This window comes from Streptomyces sp. NPDC006012, assembly GCF_042871185.1.
Taxonomy (GTDB): domain Bacteria; phylum Actinomycetota; class Actinomycetes; order Streptomycetales; family Streptomycetaceae; genus Streptomyces.
This window is the reverse complement of the sequence record NZ_JBIAIE010000010.1, coordinates 189,133-212,027: the sequence shown is the minus strand read 5'-3', so window position 1 is coordinate 212,027 and position 22,895 is coordinate 189,133. Positions and strand designations below refer to the sequence as shown.

Sequence of the window (22,895 nt, the reverse complement as noted above, 5' to 3'; positions counted from 1 at the left end):
GTGGATCGTGTGGTGACGCCAGGTGTGGCGGGTTTCCCGCGTGACGGATATCCGTCACGCGGTCGCGTCGACTGGTTCGTCGGCTCTGCGGGGCCCCTGGGACCGAGTGCTTCATCCGCCGGATGAGCGGTCGACTTGGCGGAAGCGCGACCGGTCAGTGCCGACCAGGCTCTGCTTCGTGCCCGAGCCAGCCCGCGCGTGCGGCGTGCCACCCGAGTTGCAGGCGCGAATCTGCTCCGGCGAGGTCCATCAGGCGGCGTGTCCTGCGCTCCACGGTGCGCAGGGAGAGGCCGAGTTGGGAGGCGACCCGCCGGTCGGAGAATCCCGCCAGCAACAGAACGAGGACTTCCAGTTCCCCCTCGGCTGGTTGCTGCTCGTCCGTCGGCTTCGCACCGACACCCCTGGTCGTGGCGTAAAGCGGCCGGGCCTGGGCCCATTCCTTCTCGAAGAGATGGACCAGTGCCGTCAGCAGGCTGCTGCGGTGCACGACGATCGCGCTCGGCTCGCCACCGGAGTCCGCCATGTCCACTGGCACCATGGCACGTTCCCGGTCCGAGACGACCATCTTCAGCGGCAGCGAGTCGACCAGGCGAAGCTCGATGCCCGCCATGATGGAAGCACGCGCATCCCTCGCCGCATCGGGGCTGTCTAGGTAGTTCTCGGCTGCCACGACCCGGAAGTCGACTCCGCGCTCCAGCGCGTGACTCTCCGAAATGTCGCTGGCCTCCCGTGGTACCGCGACGGGCGTTCCGACGAGGAAGACGAGCAGTTCCCGCTGTGCGCCGCGCTGCAACTGATGGAACCGGTGGGCGACCTGCTCCGCACCGGCCACCACCTCCACCACCCCACCCGCGGTGTGTACGGCAGTGCTGCGGTACTGCTCGATGAGCACCGAGAACGCGCTCTCGGCCTGGTGCAGCGCAGTGCGCCGCTCGGCCAGGAACGGGGCCAGGGCCACAGAGGGCGGAGTGAGGCGGTAGCGGATGAGCCGGGATCTGGCCGGGCCGGGTTCCTCGCGGTCGGGCTGGGTGGCGACGGATACCAGACCGCGTGCCTCCATGTCTGCCAGGACCCGGGCTGTCTCGGCCGCCGCGATTCCGGTCCGCCGGGCGAGATCGTGCGCGGAGGCCTCAGACTGGGCCATCAGCGCTGTGTAGACGGCCTCCTCGGACGGCCCCAGTCCCAGCGCCTGCAGCATCCGCAGTCCTCCTCACGAGGCAACTGGCAATCTTCGGTCCTTGCCGCAGCCCGCGTGGACCAAGCGGATTCCTGACATCCGAACCTTACCCAGGTGTCAGGACGTTGCCAGCCGCCGTTCGTGACCGCCGGCACCTGGCGGTCCCGTCATTTCCAGCACTGCTCCGCGTCAACGAGATCGAACGGCACGGCCCGAGTCAGCCCCTTCGGACCGCCGGAACCGAATCGGACGTTGCTACCGTGAAAACGCGGAACACGGCCGTCAAGTCAGGCAACAAGGCACAGTGGCTCGTTGCCGGTTGCTCGTTGCTCGTTGCTCGTGCGGTGCCCAACGGCGATCAGGAGACGCGACACACACCTTTGATGGATACCGTCGGCCACGGCCTGGCAGCGTTGCATGGTCAAGGCTCGACCGCGACCTTGGCGGCCACGATGATCAGCCCAAGCACCAGGTTGACGGCCCCGGCGGACACCACCGCAAGGTTGGAGGCACCTGCCCGGTGAGCCGCGACGCCGGCCCAGGTGACCTGCTCGGCCACGGCGACGCCGAGCGCCAGCCAGGCTGTGCCGGTGAGCCCCAGGCCCAGGAGCGGGCTGATCACAACGGCGGCGGCCGGTGGAACGGCCGCCTGCACGATGGGCCACTCACGGGCGCCGACCTGTCGGATCTCCTGCCAGGTCAGGGTCTGGTGGGGCCGCCGGTTGCCGACGATGTCGGCGTAGGCGTGGGCGGCGCAGAACACCACGCCGGTGCACAGCAGCAATACCACCAGCTCAAGGCGTGGGAACGGGCCGAGCGCACTGGCCCCGGCAATGACTGAAGCAGCCAGGAGCGAGCCGTAGATCGCGCCTGTGTAGTCGGTCCGGGCCGTGCCGGACGCTCCCTGCGCATCTGGTTCCTGCGGAGAGGTACGGGGTGTCACCTCTCCAGGATTACCGGAACGGTCGCATCCTGCCCCGCATGCGGCGCCGTGGCGTCGACGCGTCAATCTGGCGCCGTTCCCGTATCAGTCGCCCCGGTGACCGCCCAGCCAGGAAGGAACGATTCTCCATCTCGTGAACCGGCCAGTTTCCACCAGCCGTCGAGACACGCGGGCCCCGTCCTCCGACCCATTGTCGGCCGACACACCGGCGCGGCTACCCATGTGCATCGGTGCGCCAAACCAGCTCAGTGCGTATGGCCGAAACCACAGAGATCACCACTTTACGTAAGGGGCTAATTACTCTTTGCTGTCGCTCGTTCTGGGGGCTGTGCCCTCATCCTTCTCGGAAAGGATTCGCCATGACGGCACGTAAGCGGTGGACCGTGGCCCTCGGCGCCGCTGCGGCCGGCGCGGGACTGGTGCTCGGCTCCCATGTCTCGGCCACCGCCCAGCCTTCGCCGGCGCTCTCGTCCACGTCCGTCCAGGTCCAGCGGGTCACCCTCCGCCTGGCCTCCGACCCCGGCCAGGTGGCCAACGTCAGCGGTGGTTCGCAGGAGAACGGCGCCCGCGTCATCCAGTGGCCGCTGTCCAGGACGGACAACGAGCGCTGGGAACCCGAGGCGGTCTCGGGCGGCTACTACCGCTTCCGCGCGGTACACAGCGGCAAGTGCCTCAACGTCAAGGGCGGAGGCAACGAGAACGACACCGACATCATCCAGTACACCTGCGGCACCGCCGAGAACGAGCAGTGGAAGTTCGTGTCCAAGGGCATCGGTTACCAGGTCGTCGCCAGATCCAGCAACAAGTGCCTCAACGTCAGGGGAGGCGTCGGCCAGGGCAACCGCCTGATCCAGTACACCTGTACCGCAGGGGGAGCCCCCAACGACGTCTGGCTCCCCGTCTGGGAAACCGTCACCGGCTGACACTCCTTGCCTTTCGGTCCACGCCGTCAGGCAGCAGTCACCGGTAGCGAGCGAGCGCCCACAGGCGTACCCGCTCGATGACAACGGCCGTGGCCGGCCCGGCCCGCCACGGCCCGCCCCCCACCGTACGCCGGCCGCGCCCCGTCTCAGGGACTCGACGGACCGCCGCAACACCCCGACGACACGGGAACACCAGGACATCTCGCGACACGAGAACACCGGCTCGGCGCAGTTGAAGCGAGGGCGTCGGGGCGGCACGGCCGCCTCTTCCGTCGCGAAGAAGCGCATTCGGCTGCCTGGGAGCGCCCGGGCGTAGCGGACGGGGCCAACCCCGCGCATTAGGCTGACGAATTCTGGTTCCCGCCACCCCCTGGTCACCCGTGTGGGTGATGACTGCGGGCATTCACGGCGGGATGCTGAGTATGCGTGTGCATGGGGGGTGGGCGTTCGCCCTGGTTTCCTTTTCCGGTTCTGGTCTCCTTTCTCGGTTCCGGTTCTCTTTACCTGTTCCGGTTCAGGTTCCCTTTGCCGGTTCCGGTTCGGGTGCCGGTTTCTGCTCTGGCTACCGGTTTCTGTTCTGGCTCTCGTCCGCTTCTTCGTCCTGGTTGTTGTCCCGGCCCTGGATCTGGGCCTCGTCCTGGTTCTGGTGCCGGCTGTCACACGGCGTTCTCTTGCACACGCCCCGCTGTCCGCCCCTGAACGGGGCCGGTGCGGCGCCCCCAAGGGCGAGGGCCGCCGGCGGTGCCGTCGTCTCGCCTTTCCGGCTCCCGCGCCGCCGGACGCTGCCCGCGCAGCACGGACGGTACGGGCCTTCGCGGAATTCTTCGTTCTTCCGGTGTCGCTCTGTGTGGAGGAGTTGCTGTGGCCGAGCGCTGCGCTGTCGTGTTCCCCGGGCAGGGGGCCTACCTGCCCGCTGTCCTCACCCGGCTCGCCGCCGATGAACCGCTGGTCGAGGAGACGCTGCGGCTTCTGGACAGCGCCGCCGTCCGACTGGGGCGGAACGCTCCCTCCCGTTTTCTCCTCGACGAGGGGGCGCCGGCCTTGTCCGAGCTGGTGGACGAAGCACCCGCGGACCTGCACACGGCTCTGTTCGCCGCCGAGACGGTGATCTTCCGGCTGCTGACGGAGCGCCATGGACTGCGTCCGGACGTGCTGCTGGGACACAGTTTCGGCGAGTTGGTGGCCCTGACCGCGGCCGGCGTGTACGGGCTGGAAGAGGGCATGGCGCTGGTCGCCGCCCGCGACGAGGCGTTCGCCGCCTGCCCGCCGGAACCCGGCGGCATGCTGGCCCTGGACGTGTCGGCCTCCCGGGCCGAAGGACTGCTGGTGGGCCTGGGTGAGTGGGAGGTGACCCTGGCCGCGGACAACAGCCCCCGCCAGTGTGTGGTGTCCGGCCCCGCCGAACCCCTGGGCCGGGTACGGCAAGCCGCCGAGGCGATAGGCATCAGAACGACCTCGCTGCGGGTCCCGTACGCCTTCCATCACCGCATACTCGCCGCCGTGGCGGGCGACTTCACCCGCCGTGCGGCCTCGTTGCAGGCAAGGCCGGCACGGTACCTGCTGCACTCGGCGATCCTTGGACGAAGAGTCGACGACACGGACGCAGTGGCGGACCTGGTCGCCGCCCACCTGGTGCGTCCCACACGGTTCACGAGCGCCGTCCGTCTGCTGCACGCACAGGGCGTGGAGGTGTTCGTGGAGTGCGGACCCCGCGGCGTGCTCAGCGACCTGGTGACGGCGACAGTGCCGGGCGTACGGGTGATCGCGCCACTGCGACGCCGGGTCGACGGCCCCGAACTGGCCGACGCCCTGACCGGCCTGACGTCCGCTAACCCGACGGTCCCGGTTCACCGGCCCGGCCGGGCCCGCGCCGGCGCGGCGCACGATCGTACGGCGCGCACGCGTGATGCGTCCGCCGCAGGCGGGACAGCGACCGCGACCACAGTTGTCCGCAGCGCGACCGAAGAACCCTCGTCGGGTACGGAGCCGCTCCCGGACCGCCGGTCTCTCGTGGCCGCCCTGCGGACCCTGTACGCAAGCGCCCTGGGCTACCCGCCCGAAGTCCTGACCGACCACGCCGATCTGGAAGCGGATCTGGGAGTGGACTCGATCAAACAGACCGAACTCTTCGCCCAGGCCGCGGCCCGTTTCGGACGTACCCTGCCTCCGGACGGCTCCCGCCTGACCAGCTACACCACCCTGGACGCGCTGGCCGGGCTCCTTGCCGCTCTGCCCGCACACGCCACGCGCGCGGGGGTGCCGGCGTGAGCGGCCGGCCCGACGTGCCCGCGGCACGGGACCTGAGCGGAAAGATCGCCCTGGTGACCGGGGGCGGCAAGGGCGTCGGGGCGGCGATCAGCCGCGAACTGGCCCGGCACGGCGCCCTCGTAGTGGTGAACTTCTTCCACTCGCCGCAGGCCGCCGACGAGACTGTCGCCGCGATCCGTTGGGCCGGGGGCCGGGCGGAGGCGCTGCGGGCCAGTATCGCCAAGCACGACCAGGTGACCGCGATGTTCGCGGCGCTGGCGGACCGGCACGGCGGCGTGGACATCGTGGTCAACAACGCCGCGCGGGGCGTGTTCACCCGCTTCGACGACCTCACCGACTCCGATTGGCAGCGGGCGCTGGACACCAACGTCCACGGAGCCCGCTGGTGTGCGCTGGAGGCAGCACCGCTGATGGCCGCGCGCGGCGGCGGTGCCATCGTGAACGTCTCGTCCATCGGCGCCGGGCTGGCCATGGACAACTACCTGTTGGTGGGGGTCTGCAAGGCGGCTCTGGAGGCGATGACCCGGTATCTGGCCGCCGACCTCGGACCGCTGGGGATCCGGGTGAACACCGCCTCCGCGGGGCTGCTGGACAATTCCACGGCCACACTGTTCCCCGATGCGGACGCTCTGCGGGCGACCTGCGCCGCGGCCGCCCCGCTCGGCGGGGTGGGCCATGAGGACGATCTTGCCCGGCTGGTGGCCTTCCTCGCCTCTCCACAGGCCCGTTGGATCTCCGGACAGTGCCTGCTGGCCGACGGCGGACTGTCCGTGGGCCGCGCCATGCTCACCCCGCGCCCCTTCGCGGCGCCCATCGCCCCGGCCTCTCCGCCTCCGTCACGGACCGGTGCCGCACCTACCACCCCGTCTCCCCGACCGGCCGAGACGGCGGCCGCGTGGCCGTCCGCTCCGGCCGGGAACCCGCCTGCCGACCCTCCCCTACCGCTTCCCTCCCCCGCCGAGCCGCCACCCGCCGACGGCCCGGCCCCGGCTCCCGCCCGGCCTGCCGCGTCCGCCGACATGCCGACCCTCGGCAGCACCGGCGTCCCGGCCGCCGTGGCCGCCCCGCGGCCCGAACCCTCCGCCGCCCCGGCACCCGTCGGCCGTCACGGAACGGCCGGAGCGGCAGCGGTAGTGGGCAGTGACGACACCGAGCCGGTCGCGGCCCGCGCCGCGGCCAGGGTCGGCGGTGACGGCAGGGAGCGGTCGCTGGCACGCACGGTGGCCGTGGTGGGCATGGGCCTGGTGGCTCCGGGCGCCGACGGACCGGAGGCGCTCTGGCAACGGCTGTTGGAAGGCGTACCGCAGTTCGGCGAACCGGGCGGGCGGTTCTCCCTGGAGCACTTCTGGTCGTCCGAGGACGTCGCGGACCGCACCTACAGCCGGGTAGCCGGCTACGTCCGCCCCACGTCGGACACCGCAGCGGACGCCGAGCCGGACTTTCTCACCGCCTGGACGCGCACCGCGCTTGTCCAGTGCGACGCCCCGCGCCTGGCATCCGGTGCGGGCGTCCGCACCGCGTGCTTCACCGGTGCCTGGGCCGAGGGATCGCAGCATGTGGAGGAGAGCCTGCTCGTCGAGGCCGCCGCCGACGGCATCGCGGAGCACTGGGGCCCGAGCGCGCCCGAGGACCCCGAGGCACTGCGGGCGCTGCTCGTCCGTTGGCTGCGGTCCGCGCACCCGCACGCGGGAACGACCGCCCGACACCTGCCGCCGGCTGCTCTGCGTGCCGCCGTCACGTCGCTGCTGCCGACGCCGGTTCCGGTGCAGGTCGTCGACACCGCCTGCTCCTCCTCGCTGTACGCCATCGACCTGGGCGCCCGCGCCCTCCTGGACGGGGAGTCTGACCTCGCTCTGTGCGGCGGGGTGTTCTCCCTGGGACCGCGCTACAGCGTGTTGTTCTCCCAGTTGCGCGGGCTGAGCCGTGCGGGAGCGGTCCGTGCTTTCGACGCGCGCGCGGACGGGGTGCTGTTCGCCGACGGGGCGGCGTTCGTCGCCCTCAAACGGCTGGCCGACGCCCGGGCCGACGGTGATCAGGTCCTCGGGGTGCTGGCCGGTTTCGGCGCGGCGTCCGACGGGCGCGGCCGGGCCGTGCACGCCCCCAACGCCACCGGTCAGCAGCGGGCGCTGGCCCGCGCCCGCGCCGTGTCCGGCGTCCCACCGGAGCAGATCGACTGGGTGATCGCCCACGCCACCGGCACCCCGGTCGGCGACCGGGTCGAACGCGGCGTGCTGTCGGGCCAGTTGCCCCACGCCTGGGCCACGTCGAACAAGTCGGTGTTCGGCCACACCGGATGGGCGGCCGGTGCGGTCTCGGTCGTCCATGCCCTGCAGGGCATGGCGCACTCCACGATCCCGCCGCAGATCCCCTACCGCTGCCCCGACGACGCGCCACCGCTGCGGGTGCCGACCGAGCCGGTGCCCTGGCCGCGCCCGGCCGGCCGGCCACGGACGGTGGGGGTGTCGGCGTTCGGGTTCGGCGGGACCAACGGCCATCTCCTGATCCAGGACGCCCCCCGGCCCGGCGAGACCGCGCCGGCTTCCCTGCCCGCCCCCGTCGAGGACGACCCGGTGGTCGTCGTGGCCTGGTCGGCCCACCTGCCCGGGAACCCGGACACGGCGGACGTCGCCCGCCGTCTGGCCGACGGGCGAACCCCCGCGGCACGACGCTCGTTCGGCGCCCGCTACCCGCTCCCGTCCTTCGCCGAGGTACCCGTCCCCGCGCGCACCGCGGCGGCCGTCGACCGGGCCCAGCTGATGGCGCTGCAGGCCGTCTCCGCCCTCGTCCCGCCGAACGCCGCGCCCTGGTGGGAGGAACTGCGGGAGACCTGCGGGGTCTTCGCCGCCCACACCGGTGTCCCCGCCGCGTCGCCCGACCTGACCGTCCGCTGCCACGCCGCCTCGCTGGCCGCGGCAGCCGAGCGTCCGGCCCCGCGCGGACTCGACCGTGCCGAACTGCGCAGGGCCACCTCGGCGTTCCTCGACGCGGTGCGCGAGCGTACCCGGTGCGGGGAGGACACCCTGGCCGGCCTGATGCCGAACGTGATTCCCGCCCGGGTCGCCGCCCTGCACGACCTGCACGGCCCCACGATGGCCCTCGACAGCGGGCTCACCTCGGGCCGCAGCGCTCTCAGGGCCGCCGCCGCCCATCTACGGCGCGGGGAGCTGGAGTTGGCCCTGGTCCTGGGCGTCAACGGCGCCGCCGGCCCCCCGTCCATCCGCCTGCACGACATCGGCGAATCCCGCGAGCCGGCCGAGGGGGCCTTCGCCCTCGTGCTCACCCGCGCCTCCGTCGCCCGCGCCCGCGGCTGGCCGCACCTCGCCGATCTCGGCACCCTGCTGGCCCGGCTGCCGGCCGAGCGCGGCGCACCGGACGGGTGGAGCTACCGGGGAGCCGACGACCTGATAGCCGTCCTGCGGCACCTCGTCACCGATGCCCCGGTCCCCACGACGACCGCTCCGGCGCCGACGCTCCCGGAGGCGACGGCCCCCGACGCGACGGTGGCGCATGCAACGGCCCCGAGTCCGGCGACCACCGATCCCACGACCACGGGAACAGCATCCACTGCTGTGACGTCCACCGGTCCGACGACCACGGATCCGGCCCGTCCCGCCGAAGGCACCCCCGCTCCGGTCACCCGGCGGCACACCCTCAGCTGGGAGGCCGCCGGACCCTGCGGCACCGTGGCTCGGCCGCTGCCGGCCCGCACCCTGGTCATCGCCGGCTCCCGGTACGCGAGCAGCCTGCGCCCCCTGGTCGACGCCTGCGCCCACTGCCGCCTGGTCGCCGTCGACGGGGACCAGGATCCGCAGGAGGCCGTCGACCGCATCCTGCGCGACAGCCCGGAAGGGTTCCGGCACCTGCGAGTCGTCGCCGACCTGCACTCCGCACCCGTCTGGCCCGCCCCGCCTCCCGCCGGCGTACTGGCCGTGCAGGAGGCGGCGTTCTGGGCGGTCCGCCGACTGCGCGACCGGATCGCCGGGGGCGGCACCGTCGCCGTCGGCGTGACGGCACCGTACCTCGGGGAAGAGGCCGCCCCGCATGCCCATCTGTTCACCGGCTTCGTCAAGTCCCTGGCCTGGGAGCTGAGCGGCTCCACCGTGCGCGCAGTGGTCAGTGACAACACCCGGCCCGAGACCGTACTGGCCGCCCTGGAGGACGAACTCGCCCGCGCGGCCGACGGGTTGCCCGTGGTCCGACACCGCGGCGCCACCCGTTTCGTCCAGCGTCTCACCGAGAACGGCCCGTTCGCGGACGGCGGACCCCTGCCGCTCGCCCCGGGCGCGGTGGTCGTGGCCACCGGCGGCGCCCGCGGCATCACCGCCGCCTGTCTGCTCGGCCTGGCACGTCACGTGCCCCTGCGGGTGCACCTCGTCGGGTCGAGCCGCCCCGACGACCTGCCGGACGACCTGCTGCACACCCCCGGCCAGGAACTGCCCGCAGCCCGCGCCCGCTACATCACCGACCAGCGCACCCGCACGCCACAGCGGCCGGTGGGCGAGATCAGCGCCGCCTTCGACCGCCTCCTGCACGCCCGTGAGTCCGCCCTGACACTACGGGCCCTGCGCGAGGCGTGCGGCGCCGGGCAGGTCCACTTCCACACCTGCGACGTCACGGACGCGGACGCGGTGCACGCCCTGGCCGGCGCCGTCCGTGCCCGGGAAGGCCACGTCGATCTCCTCGTCAACGGCGCGGGACTCCACCACCCCGGCGACATCACCCGCAAGACGCTGCCCGGCATGCGCCGCATCCGCGACGTCAAACTGTCCGGCTACCACCATCTGCGCGCCGCGTTCACCGGCACCCTCGCCCCGCGCCTGTGGTGCAACTTCGGCTCCGTCACCGGTATCGCCGGCCTGCCCGGCGAGAGCGACTACTCCCCCGCCAACGACTTCCTTTCCGCCGCCGCCCAGGTCGGTACCGACGGCGAATTCACCATCGCCTGGACCATCTGGGACGAGACAGGCCTCGGATCCGGAGCCGTCGTCCAGTCGCACACCGCCCGCACCGCACGGCTGTCCCGCATGACCACCGTCGAGGGAGTCACCCACTTCCTTGCCGAACTGCGCCGCCGCACCGCCGGCGAGGGCGGGGACCACAGGCTCGTCACCTTCGTCGGCGACGCGGAGCACCGTTCCTTCGACACCCTGTTCCCCGGTCTGCGCTCCACCGGGAACCCCGGCCGGCTCCACCCGGACGACCCTGCACGCACGTCCCGTCGCACCGATCACTGCCTCCCGGCCCGGCCACCCAGCGAACCCGCGCCGCCCCAACCACCCGGAAAAACCACCGCGGTCGCACCGCCCGGCGAAGCCACCCCGGCCGGGCTGCTCGACAGGCCCGCCACCCGCCAGGCCGACCACGCCGTCTGGGACCTGGTCCTCGACCTGGACGCCCACGGCTTCCTGCGCGACCACCTGGTGGACGGCAAACCCACCGTGCCCGGTGTGCTGCTGGCCGACATCGCGGTCCAGGCGGCCCGTACCCTGGCTCCCGGGCTGGCGCCACGCGCCGTCGACGCACTCTCCTTCCGCACCTGGGTCCGCGCCCGCGGCGACGGCAGACCCGCCCGGTACCGCGTGGCGGCCCGCCGCCGCGGTTCCAGGACGGCCTGTGCGGTCAGCGTGAGCATCCGCTCCGACGTCGTCACCCCCGACGGGCGCGTCCTGTCGCGCGACCGGGAGCACTTCCGCGCCACGGTCCGGCTGGGCGGGCCGGTCCCGCTGCCCGAGCCGTACGGCCCGCTCACCGCAGCCCACCGCCCGGTCGGCGACCCGTACTACGACGCCGCCTCCCCGGTCCTGCTCACCGGTGCCTTCCGCGCCACCGACCGGTGCCGCACCACCGGTACCGGCACCACCGCCCACTGGCGTCCCGGGCCGCCGCAGTTGTCCGCGCTGCCCCGGCTGTCCACCCCGGCCGTCCTCCTCGACAGCCTCGCCCGCACCCCCGCCCTCCAACCCACCCCGGACGGACAACACGCCGTCGCCGTCCCCCACCACATCGAACGCATCACCCTGTACGAACACGGCGACGACCACGACCTCGTCCGCGCCCACCCCGCCGGGCTGCGGCTCCAGCATTCCCCCGCCACCGCCACCAGCACCGCCAGCACCGAGGACGGCCGCGTCATCGCCCAGATCTGCGGCATGCGCGCCACCGTCCTCGCCCACGTCCCGGCCCGCCCCCACCCAGCGGTCACACCCGCAGGACCAGCCACACCGGCAGGGCCGGCCTCCGGCCGCCACGACCAGGCCGTCGGCGCATGACGCCGCCGGCCCACGCACCCGCCGACGCCGGCCATCGCCGGGTGACCTCCGCAGCAGGCCCGGTCGACCTCTGGTGGCACATCGGCCCGTACGGGCCGCCCTTGCCCGGCCGGGCCCTGCTGCGTCACGCCGTCGCGGTACGGCACGCCCGACCGCCCGACACCGTCACCGTCGTCCGTGACCCGTCCGGCCGCCCCGCGCTCGCACCGGCACAGAACCTGCCGCCCCTGTGCCTCACCGCCGCCCACAGCGGCCCCGTCACCGTGGCCGCGCTCATCGCCACGCCGTGGGGCGGAACCCGGATCGGCATCGACATCGAGCACCTGGCGTCCCTCCCGCCACCGGCCCTGCTGCACTACGCCCTCCGCCCGGACGAGCGCGCCGCGCTGGCCGACCGGCCCGCGACCGCACGCAAGGAGGACTTCCTGACCCTGTGGACGGCCAAAGAGGCCGTTGCCAAGGCCCTGGGCTGGCCCCTGCTGCGTGCCCTCGTCGACGTGGAGATCGCCCTGTGCCCCCGGCCCGCCCTGGCCCGGCTCGGCCACGACCGGGCCCCCCTCGGCTGGCAGTTGCTGCCCCTGAACCTCCCCGGCACACCGCACACCGTCACCCTCGCCGTCCACCACCCGCCATCCAGCCCACGACGGGAGAGCCCATGGACCTCACCGGCAGGACCGCACTGATCACCGGAGCGACCCGGGGCATCGGCCTGGCCATCGCCCACACCCTCCACGCCCATGGCGCCCGGCTCGTCATCACCGGCCGCTCGAAGGACAGCGGCCGCGCGGCACTCGCCCGGCTCGACGCCGGAGACGACGTCACCCTGTGCGTCGCCGACGCCACCGACCGGGCCGACGCGGAGCGCGCGGTCGACGAGACCGTGGCCCGCTACGGGCACCTCGACATCGTCGTCAACAACGTCGGCGGCGCCAGCGACTTCGCCACCGTCGCCGACATCACCGACGACACCTGGCACCACACCCTCGCCCTCAACCTCGACTCCGCCCTCTACACCACCCGCCGCGCCCTGACCCACCTGGTCCCGCAGCGCTTCGGCCGCGTCATCAACATCTCCTCCATGGAGGGCCGCGACCCGGACCCCGGCCTGTGCGCCTACGCCGCCGCCAAGCACGCGCTGATCGGATTCACCCGGGTCCTGGCCAAAGAGGCGGGCCCGTACGGTGTCACCGCCAACTGCGTGTGTCCCGGTGCCGTCGAGACCGACTGGTTCACCGAACAGGGGCCCCGGGCCGCGCGCGTCCTCGGCACCGACTACCCCGGCCTGATCCGCCACTTCACCGGCCGCACCGCCACCGGCCGTCTCACCCGGCCCGAGGAAGTCGCCGCCGCCGTCCTGCTCCTCGCCTCCCACGCCGGCTCCGGCATCACAGGCGCGTGCATCCCCGTCGACGGAGGCACCACCGGGTGAACACCTCCCCACGGAGAGCATCGACGACGGCCGAGTCGCCGCCCTCGCCGACCCGTTGCTCTCACCGAGCCGCCGCGGAGCGGTCCAGCCCATGCCCGGCCGGGGACCGCGGCACGGGCGGGCGAGTCCCTGTGCTGAAGCGGTCGGCCCCTGCGTCGGGCGTGTTCAGGCACCGGTACATGTCACGCCGCCGTCGCCATGCGCGATCCGGCCGGGATGAAGCCGGCGCCGTCCGGGACCGGAAAAGGCGAGGGCATCGCCGAGGTCAGCCGGGACAGCCGGGACAGTTCGGCGCTTGATCGTTCGCCTGGCCCTGCTGCTCCGGCATCCCGGTGGGGCCGCCGCTGACGCGACGGCGGAATCATGCTCTGCGGTCGTCACCGGGGCTCCGCCCGGGCCGGGCGATCGAGGTCGGTGCGGACGTGCGCACGCAACCCTTGCAGGCCGAACAGGATGAGGAGTTCGACCGCTCCACCGTCGGCACTGCCCAGCCAGTGCGGCAAGGACGTGTCGAACTCGGCGGCCTCGCCGGGCGGCAGGGTCAGGTCGCGCTCGCCGGTCACGAGCCGCAGCCGCCCGTTGAGCACGTAGAGCCATTCGAAGCCCTCGTGGGTCTGCGGGGTGGGTTCGAGCGGTTCCGGCCGGGCGGGGATGATCATCTTGAAGGCGTGCACTCCGCCCGGCCGCCGGGACAGGGGTACGAAGGTCATTCCGTGCCGTCTGATCGGCTTGAGGTGGATGCGGGGGTCGCCGGTGCGCGGGGCACCGACGAGGTCGTCCAGCGGAACGTCGTAGATCCGGGCCAGCGGCAGCAGCAGTTCCAGACTCGGCCGGCGCTGTCCGCTCTCCAGTCGGGACAGGGTGCTCTCCGACACCCCGGTCGTCGCCGCGAGGTCGGCGAGGGTGATGCCGCGGTCCCGGCGCAGCGCACGCAGTCGCGGCCCCACCGCGTCGAGCACGGAGTCGTCCGTCCTTGGGTCCATGGGACCCATCTTGCCGTTACCGCAAGTTTTCGTGCCAGGGCGTGGTGCGCCTGGCGAGACTGGGCGCCCGCCGACGACAAGGAGTCATGATGAGCACCACCGATGCGGTCGCGTTCTGGAACGGCGTCTACGCGGCCCGGCCGGCGGCCGACGACCCGCAGCCGAATGCCCGCCTCACCGAGACGGTGACGGGTCTGCCGCCCGGTGCCGCGTTGGACCTCGGATGCGGTGACGGCGGGGACGCCCTGTGGCTCGCCGGCCGGGGCTGGCAGGTCACCGCCGTCGACATCGCGGCCGTGGCGGTCGAGCGGCTCACCGCCCTCGCCGACTCGCACGGCCTGGGCGACCGTGTCATCGCCGTGCAGCGCGACCTGCACGAGTCCTTCCCGCCCGGCGGGTTCGACCTGGTCTGCGCGCACTACCTGCACACCCCCTGTGACCTGGACCGGGCAGCCGTCCTGCGGGCGGCCGCGCACGCGCTGCGCCCGGGCGGGCGGCTGCTGGTCGTCGACCACGGCTCGACCGCGCCGTGGTCGTGGCAGCAGGATGCCGGAACCCACTTTCCGAGCCCGCAGGAAGTCGCCGCCGGAATCGATCTGGCCCCGGAGACGTGGACGGTGGAGCGGGCCGACGCACCCCGCCGGATCGCGACCGGGCCGGGCGGGCGCACCGCCCAGGTCACCGACCATGTCCTCCTCCTCCGCCGTACCACCTGACCTGGCGGTTTGCGCCACCCCCGACGAAGGAAGGCGACCACCGTTGCCCAGCACCACACGCCGCGACCGCCGCGGCGACACCCCGCCACCCCGGACCGGCAGCAGCGAGACCGCGGTCCTGCGCGGATTCCTCGACTACCTCCGTACCTCGATCGCCGCGAAGGTCGACGGTGCTCCCGAGCCGCAGGTCCGTACGGCCGCGGTGCCGTCGGGCACGAACCTGCTCGGCTTGCTCAACCACCTGACGTTCGTCGAGCGCTCGTTGTTCCTCGGGGACGACGTCACCGACTGGCCGGCCACGTTCCGGGCGGCACCGGCGGACAGCGTGGCCGATGTCGTGGCCCGCTACCGAGAGGCGGTCGCGCGCGCGAACGGTGTCCTCGACCGGTGCACCGATCTCGGCGCACCGGTCCCCCGGCCGCGTCCGGGGCGCCCCGCTCCCAGCGTCCGCTGGGCACTGACCCACATGATCGAGGAGACCGGCCGGCACGCGGGTCACGCGGACATCCTCCGCGAACTGGCCGACGGTTCGACCGGCCGCTGATCCGCTTTCACCGCCGGGGACGCCTTCACCACCGGTGCGACGCCTTCACCGCCGGGCGAGGCGAGGGGCTCGGCAGACGGGCGGCGCAGTCGGCGACGGCCGGGGATCCGGGTCGGAGGCGGTAGGCCGGCCGACCGCCCCGTGAGGGTCGGTCGAGGGGACCGGCGGCCTCCTCGCCGAGCCGTTGGTCGCCGCACCGCCGAGCGCGGAGGCCGCGACGAAACCGGCCGACCGCCCGGGAGGGGCGAACAGCGTCACGGGGAGGTGGTGCGGCGGGCGTAGGCGCGGGCGGCACGGGCCCGGTCGCCGCAGCGGACCGAGCACCAGTGCCTGCGGCCGTAACGGAGCAGGTAGCGATTGCAGGGGACCGAGCCGCAGGCAGTGAGGCGGTCCGCGTCGGGGCCGGTGAGCAGGTCGGCGGCGTCCGCGGCGAGGACGGCCAGTGCATGGTCCACGATCGCGGTGGTCGGGTGGGGGGCCGCGCGGTAAGGGCCGGTCTTGTCGTCCCAGTGCAGCAGTGGGGTGGTGGGGACACGGGCCATCGCGTCGTTGACGGCCCTGACCGCGGCGGGCAGGGCGGGCACGGCCTCGGCACGGGAGGCGAACAATGACCTGATCTGCTCTCGCAGTGAGCGCAGTTGTGTCGCGCACATCTCCCGCATGCCCGCGTCGACCGGCGCGAGTCCGCGTTCCGTCAACCAGCGGTTGGCCTCCGCGGGCGTGCCCAGAAGATCGACCAGGTGCCCGCCCGGCAGCGCGATCGCGCTGTTGACAAGGGCGAGCGAGAGATGCGCTTCCTCGCCCTGCGCGGGCGGCAGGCGGGGCTGTTCGATCGCGGGCTCCTTCCCGGGTTCCTCCACATTCCTCATGGTACGGCTTGCACTCATCCGTGAGAAACGACTACGGTCACCTCACGGTTCAATGGAATTCTTCCGTGAGGTGTTTCGTGTCTTCTCTCCCGGCAACGGCCAAACGGTTCCCTGTCCGTGCCCTGGGTGGGCCCACCGCCCTCTTCGAGTACGGCGGCCTGCGATTCCTGACCGATCCGACGTTCGACGGCCCCGGCGACTACGGCGGGCCCGGCCGCCCGCGCCTGACCAAGACCGCCCCCTCCGCCTGCACCCCCGCGGACCTGGGCCGTATCGACGTGGTCCTGCTCTCGCACGACGAGCATGCCGACAACCTCGACACCTCCGGCCGGGCCCTGCTCGCCGACGTCCCCCTCACCCTGACCACGCCGGGCGGCGGTGAACGCCTGAGCGAAACCCTGAAGGAACAGGTCAAGGGCCTGACCGACTGGGAATCCGTCGAACTGGAGGGCCCCGACGGCGGCACGGTCACCGTGACCGGTGTCCCCGCCGTCCACGGCCCCGGCTCCCGAGAGGCGGTCGAGCCCGTCACCGGCCAGGTCGTCGGCTTCGTACTGACCGGCGAGAACCTGCCCACGGTCTACGCCAGCGGCGACAACGCCTCCCTGGACGTGGTCCGGGAGATCGCCGGCCGCTTCGCACCCGTCGACACCGCCCTGCTCTTTGCCGGCGCCCCCCGCTTCCCTGTCCTCTTCGACAACCGGCTGCTCGTCCTGGACAGCACCCAGGCCGCCGAGGCGGCCCGCATCCTCGGCGCCCGCCGCGTGGTCCCCGTCCACTACGACAGCTGGGCCCATTTCAGCGAAGGCCACGACGAGTTGGAAGCCGCTTTCACCGCCGCCGGTCTGGCCGAGCGCCTGGACTGGGGCCGGCAGGACTGACCTCTGCACCTGCAAGGTGGTTTCGGCGGGCGGAGGGCCTGCCACGGGTCGGAGCGCGCTGCCCGTCCGGAACCCGGATCAACCTGCCGGGCGGGAAGCTGCGCATAGCGGCGGCAGGCCACCTGCCGCCCCCGGTGGTCTGCCACGCCGACCGCTCGACGGACATCACCGAGACGGTCCCCGGGCTGTCTGCCGATCTGTGCGGCGTCGGGCCGCCGCCGTGGCCGATACCGATGCCGAGGCATGTGAGCCACACCACAGGGCGGGGGTGCATAGCGGGGTGGGGCCCAGTGCCTTTATCAAGGGTGTAGGGGCGTGTCCGCGGTCGGGCGGCGGCGCAGGAAGCCGATGAGGCATGCCGCCGCGCGGCCCGCGCGGCTGGGGAAGAGGCCGACGTGCTCGGCAGGGAGGGTAAGGGTCCACGCTGATGGGGCAGTTGCGGGCCGACGAGTTCGACCGGTTCGTGGCGGCTCGGTGGTCGGCATTGCTTCATCTCGCGCGGCTGCTCACCGGCGGAGACCGGCACCGGGCCGAGGATCTGCTGCAAGAAGCGCTCGTCAAGCTGTGGTTCGCCTGGCCGAAGGTGGCCGGACAAGCACCCGAGGCGTATGTGCGCAGAGTTCTGGCCCGTGCCGCGGCGCGTTCGGCGCGGCGGCGCTGGTGGGGCGAGCACCCAGTGGATCAGTTGCCCGACCCGCCGGAGGTGGCGGACGAGACCGCCACAGTGGACGAACGGACCCGGCTGGAAGCCATGCTGGCGTTGCTGCCGGCGCGACAGCGGGCCGCGGTGGTGCTGCGCTACTACCAGGACCTGCCCGAAGGGCAGGTCGCACAAGCGCTGGGGTGTCCGGTGGGGACCGCCCGTTCGCTCACGGCACGCGGCGTCGCACGGTTGCGGCAGCTTCTGCCCGAGGCCGTCGAGCCGGTCGAGTGAAGAAGGAGTCATGGATCACTTCGAGCAGGAGCTGGCACGACTGCTGCGTGACAGCCGGGAGGAAACCCCCTACGAGGACCGGCACCGATACCGCCTGCGGGCCGGCATTCGCGCCCGCCGCCGGGCCCGGGCGACCTGGCTGGCCACCGGCTCCGCACTGACCGTCGTCGGACTCGCAGTCGGACTGGTGGTCCTGCCGGGCTCCTTGGCCCGGGGCGGGCCCAATGGCCCTCAGCCCCGCCCCGTCACCTCGGCCGCGGTCCCGATGCCCTCGACGGCCCGCCCCGCCTCCACCGCCCGAGAGGTTCCGGTGCCGGCCTGCGCGTCCGCCACCGGCCCCGTACCGATGCCGTGCCGTCCTCCGACGCCCGAGTCGGTCCCGGTACCGACAGGGACCTCAACCACCTAGGCGGCGCCTTGCCAGGTTCAGGCGGTCCGGACGCGTACGGGCTGCCCGATCCGGTGTGAGCGCTCAACGCGTCACCGTCCGTCGGGCAGTTGATCCCCGTTCGGCGCTCGCCCTGGTCGCCCGCTCGTCCTGGTCCCCACGAGTAGAAAGCTCTCCACGTGATCCAAGAGAAGGGGTCCCCGTCTGTCGGCATGCCGCGGAAGGCGGGGATTGGTCAGCCGGGCTCCTGGGAGCAGAGGCTGCGCCGGTTCGGGCACGTCGAACGCCCGCGTACGTCCGTACGCGACCGCCTGGTCGAGCCGTTTCCCGAATCCGGATCACAGGTGTGGCGCATGCTCGGGCTGTCCCCGGCGGCGGCACTCCGGCCGGCGCGCTGGTCGGGATGGGGCGGGCCGCTCGTGGTGACACTCCTCGCCGGGCTTGCCCGCTTCTGGCATCTGAGCAGCCCGCGGGCGGTCATGTTCGACGAGACGTACTACGCCAAGGACGCCTGGTCCTTGCTGCGACTCGGCTACGAGAGCACCTGGCCGGACCGCAGGATCTCCGACCCGCAGATCCTGGCCCATCCCCAGGTGATCCCGCTCTCCGACACCGGGGCCTTCGTCGCGCACCCGCCGACGGGCAAGTGGGTGATCGCCCTCGGCGAGGGGTTGTTCGGACTCAGCCCGTTCGGCTGGCGCTTCATGACGGCCGTCCTCGGCACGTTGTCGGTGCTGATGCTGTGCCGGACAGGACGCCGGCTGTTCCGTTCGACCCTGCTGGGCTGCCTGGCCGGAGCCCTGTTGGCGGTGGACGGCCTGCACTTCGTGATGAGCCGCACCGCCCTGCTCGACCTGGTCGTCATGTTCTTCGTACTGGCGGCGTTCGGATGTCTGCTCATCGACCGGGACGGGGCGCGGGCCCGGCTCGCGGCGGCCCTGCCGGTGGACGAGGACGGCCGGGTACGCCCGGACAGACACACCGGGGAGCGTGCCGGGACCGGAGTGCGCCCCTGGCGGATCGCAGCCGGCCTCTTCCTGGGACTGGCGGCCGCAACCAAGTGGAACGGCCTGTACTTCCTCGCCTTCTTCGTGGTCCTCACCTTGTTGTGGGACGTCGGTTCCCGCCGCGTGGCGGGGGCGCACCGCCCCTGGCGCGCGGTGCTGCGCAAGGACCTCGGCTGGTCGGTGCTGTCCCTCGTGCCGGTCGCGGTGGTGACGTATCTCGCGACATGGACCGGCTGGTTCCTGTCCGACAAGGGCTACGGACGCCACTGGGCGGACGGCCGCGACAGCGCCTGGTCGTGGATCCCGGCGCCGCTTCGCAGCCTGTGGCACTACGAGTACGGGGTGTACCAGTTCAATGTGGGGCTGCACACCCCCCACACATACGAGTCGAACCCGTGGAGTTGGCTGGTCCTCGGCCGCCCTGTGCTGTTCCACTACGTGTCGCCCGCGCCCGGGGCGGACGGCTGCCGGACGACGGCCGCCTGCTCACAGACCGTCCTCGCCCTGGGAACACCGCTGTTGTGGTGGTCGGCTTGCTGCGCACTCGTGTACCTGCTCTACCGGTGGGCACTGCGCCGCGACTGGCGCTCGGGCGCCGTCCTGTGCGCGGTGGGTGCCGGTTGGCTGCCCTGGTTCCTCTACCAGGACCGCACGATCTTCTCCTTCTACGCGGTCGTCTTCGTGCCCTACCTGAGCCTGGCCGTGACGATGATGCTGGGCGCTCTGCTGGGTCCGCCGGGATCGCCTGCCAGGCGCCGCGTACCAGGCACGGTGGCCGCAGGCGTACTCGTCCTGCTCATCGCCTGGAACTTCATCTATTTCTTCCCGGTCTACAGCGGGCAGACGATCCCGTACGCCGACTGGCGCGACAGGATGTGGCTCGACACGTGGATCTGACTGCGGCCGCACGGCTTGCGCGGCCCCGCTCCCGGCTGGTGCCGGCGGGCGTCGTGGGGCGCGTTCACCGCGCGGTCAGCCGGTGCTGTCGAAGCACTCCCTGTCAGCATGCCCGAGGGAGGGGTGGTAGCACGCGTGCAGGTCCGCAGGGTGGGGGGCGGCGATCATGGTCGTCGTCGTCATGTCCTCGGCGGCCGGCCGTGCTGCGTCGACGGCGCTCTGGGGACGTGCGTCAGGGCCGGTGATCTCGATGCGGAAGCCGGGGTGTGTGGGCCGGGCGCGGATCCATCCGGCCCGGCAGCTGGGGCTGAGCCGGATTTCGAGCCGGGTGCCGTCGGCTGCCGTGTGGGAGGCCGTGGTGACGGGGTCCTCGCACGCCGTCGTGCGTGGGTTCCTGCCTTCGCAGGACCGCAACTGACAGACCGGCGGGCGGGTGACCGTCCCGGCGGCGGCGGAGCGAGAGGCGTGGATGACGGCGGCCGGCGTCACCATCGCCGCACACGCCAGGAAGACGCCGACCGCCGTACCCACGGGCCGCCCCGACTTGCTGATGGCTGTCGCTCGCGGCAGTTCGGTGAGGGTCAGGCCGCTGCCGTCCTTCAGGTCGCGCAGACCGGTGACGAGACGGGAGCAGGCGGCGGGGAGATCCCGGGGCAGCTTTCGCCAGCGAGCCGCGGAGTACACCAATGCACCGGTCCTTCCTGCCTGGGTCGTCTGTTCCACGTGCCGTAGCAACGCCCATGTCTGCTCGCCGGGCTGGCCCTGGTGCGCGGTGGCGTGCGCGGGCCCGTCCGTGGGGCGCTGCTGGTCGCGGGTGCGCTGACGGCCGTGGCCCTGCCGGTGCTGCTGCGTCCGGGCCCCGGCCCAACCCCTCGGTCCTGCCGCTGGACTATCCCCGCACCTGGCTGCTCACGCTGGTGGGGGTGCCCACGGTCACCGCGCTGCTGCTCGCCGTGCGGGGATTCAGCCGGCACCGGCACGAGCACCGTCCGCCGACCTGACGCCCGCCGATGACCGCGCCATCCCGATCCGTCGCGCGCCGTCCCGCACCGTCCGTGCACGGTCGGCCCCACCGACGGCCCCGCGGCACGGCCAGCGTGCCCGGCCGCGCCCTGGTTTCGCACACCGGTCGGCCCTCCGGCCCACGCCTCGGTCACCACTCCGGTCCGGGCTCCGGGCTGAGCTGCGCTCCGGGCTCCGGTCCGGGCTCGGTCCGCGCTCTGCCGGCGAGGACGCCCGCGGCGGGGCAGCACCTGGCCGGAATCCATCCGCCTTACGTACCCGTGACGTTCCGGCGAGGCCTGTCCGCGGGCGCCCGGACGGGACTTACGGTCGTCACCATGCTGATCCTGGTCACGGGAGGTGCGGGCTTCATCGGTTCGCACATGGTCACCGCCCTCACCGGCGCCGGGCACGAGGTACGTGTGCTCGACGCCCTGCTGCCCGCCGCGCACCGCGCTGCCCCGGCGATCCCCGAAGGGGTGGACTGGCGGCATGCGGACGTCCGCGACGCGCGGGCCGTCGCCGATGCCCTGCGTGGCGTCGACGCCGTATGCCATCAGGCCGCGATGGTGGGGCTCGGGAAACACTTCGCCGACGCGCCCGACTACGTCAGCTGCAACGACCTCGGCACCGCAGTGCTGCTGGCCGGCATGGCCGACGCCGGGGTGGGCCGCCTGGTGCTGGCGAGTTCGATGGTGGTGTACGGCGAAGGGCGCTACGCATGCCCGCGCCACGGTGTGGTGCGGCCGGGACCGCGTCAGGTGGACGACCTGTCGGCGGGCCGCTTCGAACCGCCCTGCCCCCGGTGTGGCGAACCGCTCGCCCCGGGGCTGGTCGAGGAGGACGCGCCTCTCGACCCGCGCAATGTGTACGCGGCCACCAAGCTCACCCAGGAACACCTCGGCGCCGCGTGGGCACGGGCGGCCGGCGGACGGGTCGTGGCGCTGCGGTACCACAATGTCTACGGACCGGGGATGCCGCGCGACACCCCGTACGCCGGTGTCGCGTCCCTGTTCCGCTCCGCACTCGCGCGTGGCGAGTCGCCGCGGGTGTTCGAGGACGGGCGGCAGCGGCGGGACTTCGTCCACGTCCGGGATGTCGCCGAGGCCAACGTGGTGGCCCTGACCAGGGTGGACGGTCTACCGGGCGGCGGCTTTCGGGCGTACAACGTGGGCAGCGGCGAGCCGCACACGGTGGGAGAGATGGCGGCGGTCCTCGCCGTGGCGTGCGGCGGGCCGGCGCCGGTCGTGACCGGTGACTTCCGGCTCGGCGACGTCCGGCACATCACCGCTTCCTCCGAGCGGCTGCGCGACGAGCTGGGCTGGAAGGCGCGGGTCGGCTTCGCGGAGGGGATGGCGGAGTTCGCGGTGGCGCCGTTGCGCGCCGGATGACACGCCGTCACCTGCCTGCTCATGATGGACGGCAGCAACGGCACCGACGGCGGGCCCGGCCTCCCCTCCCGCCTGCCGCCTGCCGCATCGTCACCGGCGGGCGACAACCGGAGCGGCCCCGGCCGTGTCCTCGCGCCGCCGTCCGGCAGGGCACCCTGATGGCCGTACCCGGCGGAACGCCGTCAAGGGCATCCGGCCGCCGTTCGACAGCGTCGTACGCGCCTTTCCGGTGCGTGCCGCCCGGCCGGTGTCTTCGTCGGAGGACCGACGGGGC

At 72.8% G+C, this 22,895-nt stretch carries 17 protein-coding genes; 12 read left to right on the top strand and 5 right to left on the bottom strand.

The annotated features are described in order from the left end of the window. Nucleotides 1-154: 154 nt before the first annotated feature. Nucleotides 155-1,198, bottom strand: coding sequence for a helix-turn-helix domain-containing protein (locus tag ACFYPJ_RS20105; RefSeq protein ID WP_389018637.1), 1,044 nt, complete (start codon nucleotides 1,196-1,198; stop codon nucleotides 155-157). Nucleotides 1,199-1,598: 400 nt separating this feature from the next. Next, nucleotides 1,599-2,120: a hypothetical protein gene (locus tag ACFYPJ_RS20100; protein ID WP_389018635.1), complete on the bottom strand. Its 522-nt coding sequence runs from the start codon at nucleotides 2,118-2,120 to the stop codon at nucleotides 1,599-1,601. 359 nt (nucleotides 2,121-2,479) lie between these two features. Between ACFYPJ_RS20100 and ACFYPJ_RS20095 the strand changes: the two genes are divergently transcribed. From ACFYPJ_RS20095 to ACFYPJ_RS20075, 5 genes are all read left to right on the top strand, one after another. After that, the gene (locus ACFYPJ_RS20095; protein WP_389018632.1) at nucleotides 2,480-3,043 is read left to right on the top strand and encodes an RICIN domain-containing protein; all 564 of its coding nucleotides are present in this window, start codon (nucleotides 2,480-2,482) and stop codon (nucleotides 3,041-3,043) included. Between the two features lie 861 nt (nucleotides 3,044-3,904). Continuing rightward, entirely contained in the window at nucleotides 3,905-5,311 is a 1,407-nt protein-coding gene (locus tag ACFYPJ_RS20090; protein ID WP_389018629.1) for an acyltransferase domain-containing protein, read from the top strand. Continuing rightward, nucleotides 5,308-11,580 carry an SDR family oxidoreductase gene (locus ACFYPJ_RS20085; RefSeq protein ID WP_389018626.1) on the top strand — a complete coding sequence of 2,091 codons (6,273 nt, stop codon included), beginning with the start codon at nucleotides 5,308-5,310 and terminating at the stop codon, nucleotides 11,578-11,580. The genes ACFYPJ_RS20090 and ACFYPJ_RS20085 overlap by 4 nt, the downstream gene beginning before the upstream one ends. Before the next feature lie 41 nt (nucleotides 11,581-11,621). Beyond that, a complete protein-coding gene (locus ACFYPJ_RS20080; protein ID WP_389018623.1) occupies nucleotides 11,622-12,263 on the top strand; it encodes a 4'-phosphopantetheinyl transferase family protein in 642 nt (213 codons plus the stop codon). Beyond that, on the top strand, nucleotides 12,236-13,009 hold the full coding sequence (locus tag ACFYPJ_RS20075; protein ID WP_389018621.1) for an SDR family NAD(P)-dependent oxidoreductase: 774 nt from the start codon (nucleotides 12,236-12,238) through the stop codon (nucleotides 13,007-13,009). Before ACFYPJ_RS20080 ends, ACFYPJ_RS20075 begins: the two co-directional genes overlap by 28 nt. Before the next feature lie 377 nt (nucleotides 13,010-13,386). Here the strand turns inward: ACFYPJ_RS20075 and ACFYPJ_RS20070 are convergent, their stop codons facing one another. After that, on the bottom strand, nucleotides 13,387-13,992 hold the full coding sequence (locus ACFYPJ_RS20070; RefSeq protein WP_389018618.1) for a helix-turn-helix domain-containing protein: 606 nt from the start codon (nucleotides 13,990-13,992) through the stop codon (nucleotides 13,387-13,389). A gap of 89 nt (nucleotides 13,993-14,081) precedes the next feature. On the opposite strand from ACFYPJ_RS20070, the gene ACFYPJ_RS20065 reads away from it, so the two are divergent. Continuing rightward, nucleotides 14,082-14,708, top strand: a complete 627-nt coding sequence (locus ACFYPJ_RS20065) for a class I SAM-dependent methyltransferase (RefSeq protein ID WP_389018616.1) — start codon at nucleotides 14,082-14,084, stop codon at nucleotides 14,706-14,708. 43 nt (nucleotides 14,709-14,751) lie between these two features. Then, on the top strand, nucleotides 14,752-15,252 hold the full coding sequence (locus ACFYPJ_RS20060; protein ID WP_389018614.1) for a DinB family protein: 501 nt from the start codon (nucleotides 14,752-14,754) through the stop codon (nucleotides 15,250-15,252). Between the two features lie 254 nt (nucleotides 15,253-15,506). Here ACFYPJ_RS20060 and ACFYPJ_RS20055 read toward each other — a convergent pair whose 3' ends face one another. Next, nucleotides 15,507-16,121: a CGNR zinc finger domain-containing protein gene (locus ACFYPJ_RS20055; protein WP_389018612.1), complete on the bottom strand. Its 615-nt coding sequence runs from the start codon at nucleotides 16,119-16,121 to the stop codon at nucleotides 15,507-15,509. Between the two features lie 77 nt (nucleotides 16,122-16,198). Between ACFYPJ_RS20055 and ACFYPJ_RS20050 the strand changes: the two genes are divergently transcribed. The 4 genes from ACFYPJ_RS20050 to ACFYPJ_RS20035 all read left to right on the top strand — a co-directional run bounded on the left by ACFYPJ_RS20050 (nucleotide 16,199) and on the right by ACFYPJ_RS20035 (nucleotide 20,228). Further along, nucleotides 16,199-17,002: an MBL fold metallo-hydrolase gene (locus ACFYPJ_RS20050; protein WP_389018609.1), complete on the top strand. Its 804-nt coding sequence runs from the start codon at nucleotides 16,199-16,201 to the stop codon at nucleotides 17,000-17,002. Between the two features lie 427 nt (nucleotides 17,003-17,429). Continuing rightward, nucleotides 17,430-17,936, top strand: coding sequence for a SigE family RNA polymerase sigma factor (locus ACFYPJ_RS20045; RefSeq protein ID WP_389018606.1), 507 nt, complete (start codon nucleotides 17,430-17,432; stop codon nucleotides 17,934-17,936). A 10-nt stretch (nucleotides 17,937-17,946) separates the two neighbouring features. Continuing rightward, the gene (locus ACFYPJ_RS20040; protein WP_389018604.1) at nucleotides 17,947-18,345 is read left to right on the top strand and encodes a hypothetical protein; all 399 of its coding nucleotides are present in this window, start codon (nucleotides 17,947-17,949) and stop codon (nucleotides 18,343-18,345) included. A gap of 191 nt (nucleotides 18,346-18,536) precedes the next feature. After that, on the top strand, nucleotides 18,537-20,228 hold the full coding sequence (locus ACFYPJ_RS20035) for a dolichyl-phosphate-mannose--protein mannosyltransferase (RefSeq protein WP_389018601.1): 1,692 nt from the start codon (nucleotides 18,537-18,539) through the stop codon (nucleotides 20,226-20,228). Nucleotides 20,229-20,303: 75 nt separating this feature from the next. On the opposite strand, the gene ACFYPJ_RS20030 is transcribed toward ACFYPJ_RS20035, so the two are convergent. Then, nucleotides 20,304-20,912 carry a DUF2690 domain-containing protein gene (locus ACFYPJ_RS20030; protein WP_389018599.1) on the bottom strand — a complete coding sequence of 203 codons (609 nt, stop codon included), beginning with the start codon at nucleotides 20,910-20,912 and terminating at the stop codon, nucleotides 20,304-20,306. 656 nt (nucleotides 20,913-21,568) lie between these two features. Here ACFYPJ_RS20030 and ACFYPJ_RS20025 point away from each other — a divergent pair. Further along, complete coding sequence (locus tag ACFYPJ_RS20025) at nucleotides 21,569-22,621, top strand: NAD-dependent epimerase/dehydratase family protein (protein ID WP_389018596.1); 1,053 nt, start codon at nucleotides 21,569-21,571, stop codon at nucleotides 22,619-22,621. Nucleotides 22,622-22,895: the final 274 nt, after the last annotated feature.

Coding starts and splice junctions, on each gene's coding strand:
- ACFYPJ_RS20070 (WP_389018618.1), bottom strand. CDS start 13,992: ATGGACCCAAGGACGGACGACTCCGTGCTCGACGCGGTGGGGCCGCGA.
- ACFYPJ_RS20025 (WP_389018596.1), top strand. CDS start 21,569: ATGCTGATCCTGGTCACGGGAGGTGCGGGCTTCATCGGTTCGCACATG.
- ACFYPJ_RS20055 (WP_389018612.1), bottom strand. CDS start 16,121: ATGAGGAATGTGGAGGAACCCGGGAAGGAGCCCGCGATCGAACAGCCC.
- ACFYPJ_RS20075 (WP_389018621.1), top strand. CDS start 12,236: ATGGACCTCACCGGCAGGACCGCACTGATCACCGGAGCGACCCGGGGC.
- ACFYPJ_RS20035 (WP_389018601.1), top strand. CDS start 18,537: ATGCCGCGGAAGGCGGGGATTGGTCAGCCGGGCTCCTGGGAGCAGAGG.
- ACFYPJ_RS20105 (WP_389018637.1), bottom strand. CDS start 1,198: ATGCTGCAGGCGCTGGGACTGGGGCCGTCCGAGGAGGCCGTCTACACA.
- ACFYPJ_RS20045 (WP_389018606.1), top strand. CDS start 17,430: ATGGGGCAGTTGCGGGCCGACGAGTTCGACCGGTTCGTGGCGGCTCGG.
- ACFYPJ_RS20040 (WP_389018604.1), top strand. CDS start 17,947: ATGGATCACTTCGAGCAGGAGCTGGCACGACTGCTGCGTGACAGCCGG.
- ACFYPJ_RS20095 (WP_389018632.1), top strand. CDS start 2,480: ATGACGGCACGTAAGCGGTGGACCGTGGCCCTCGGCGCCGCTGCGGCC.
- ACFYPJ_RS20065 (WP_389018616.1), top strand. CDS start 14,082: ATGAGCACCACCGATGCGGTCGCGTTCTGGAACGGCGTCTACGCGGCC.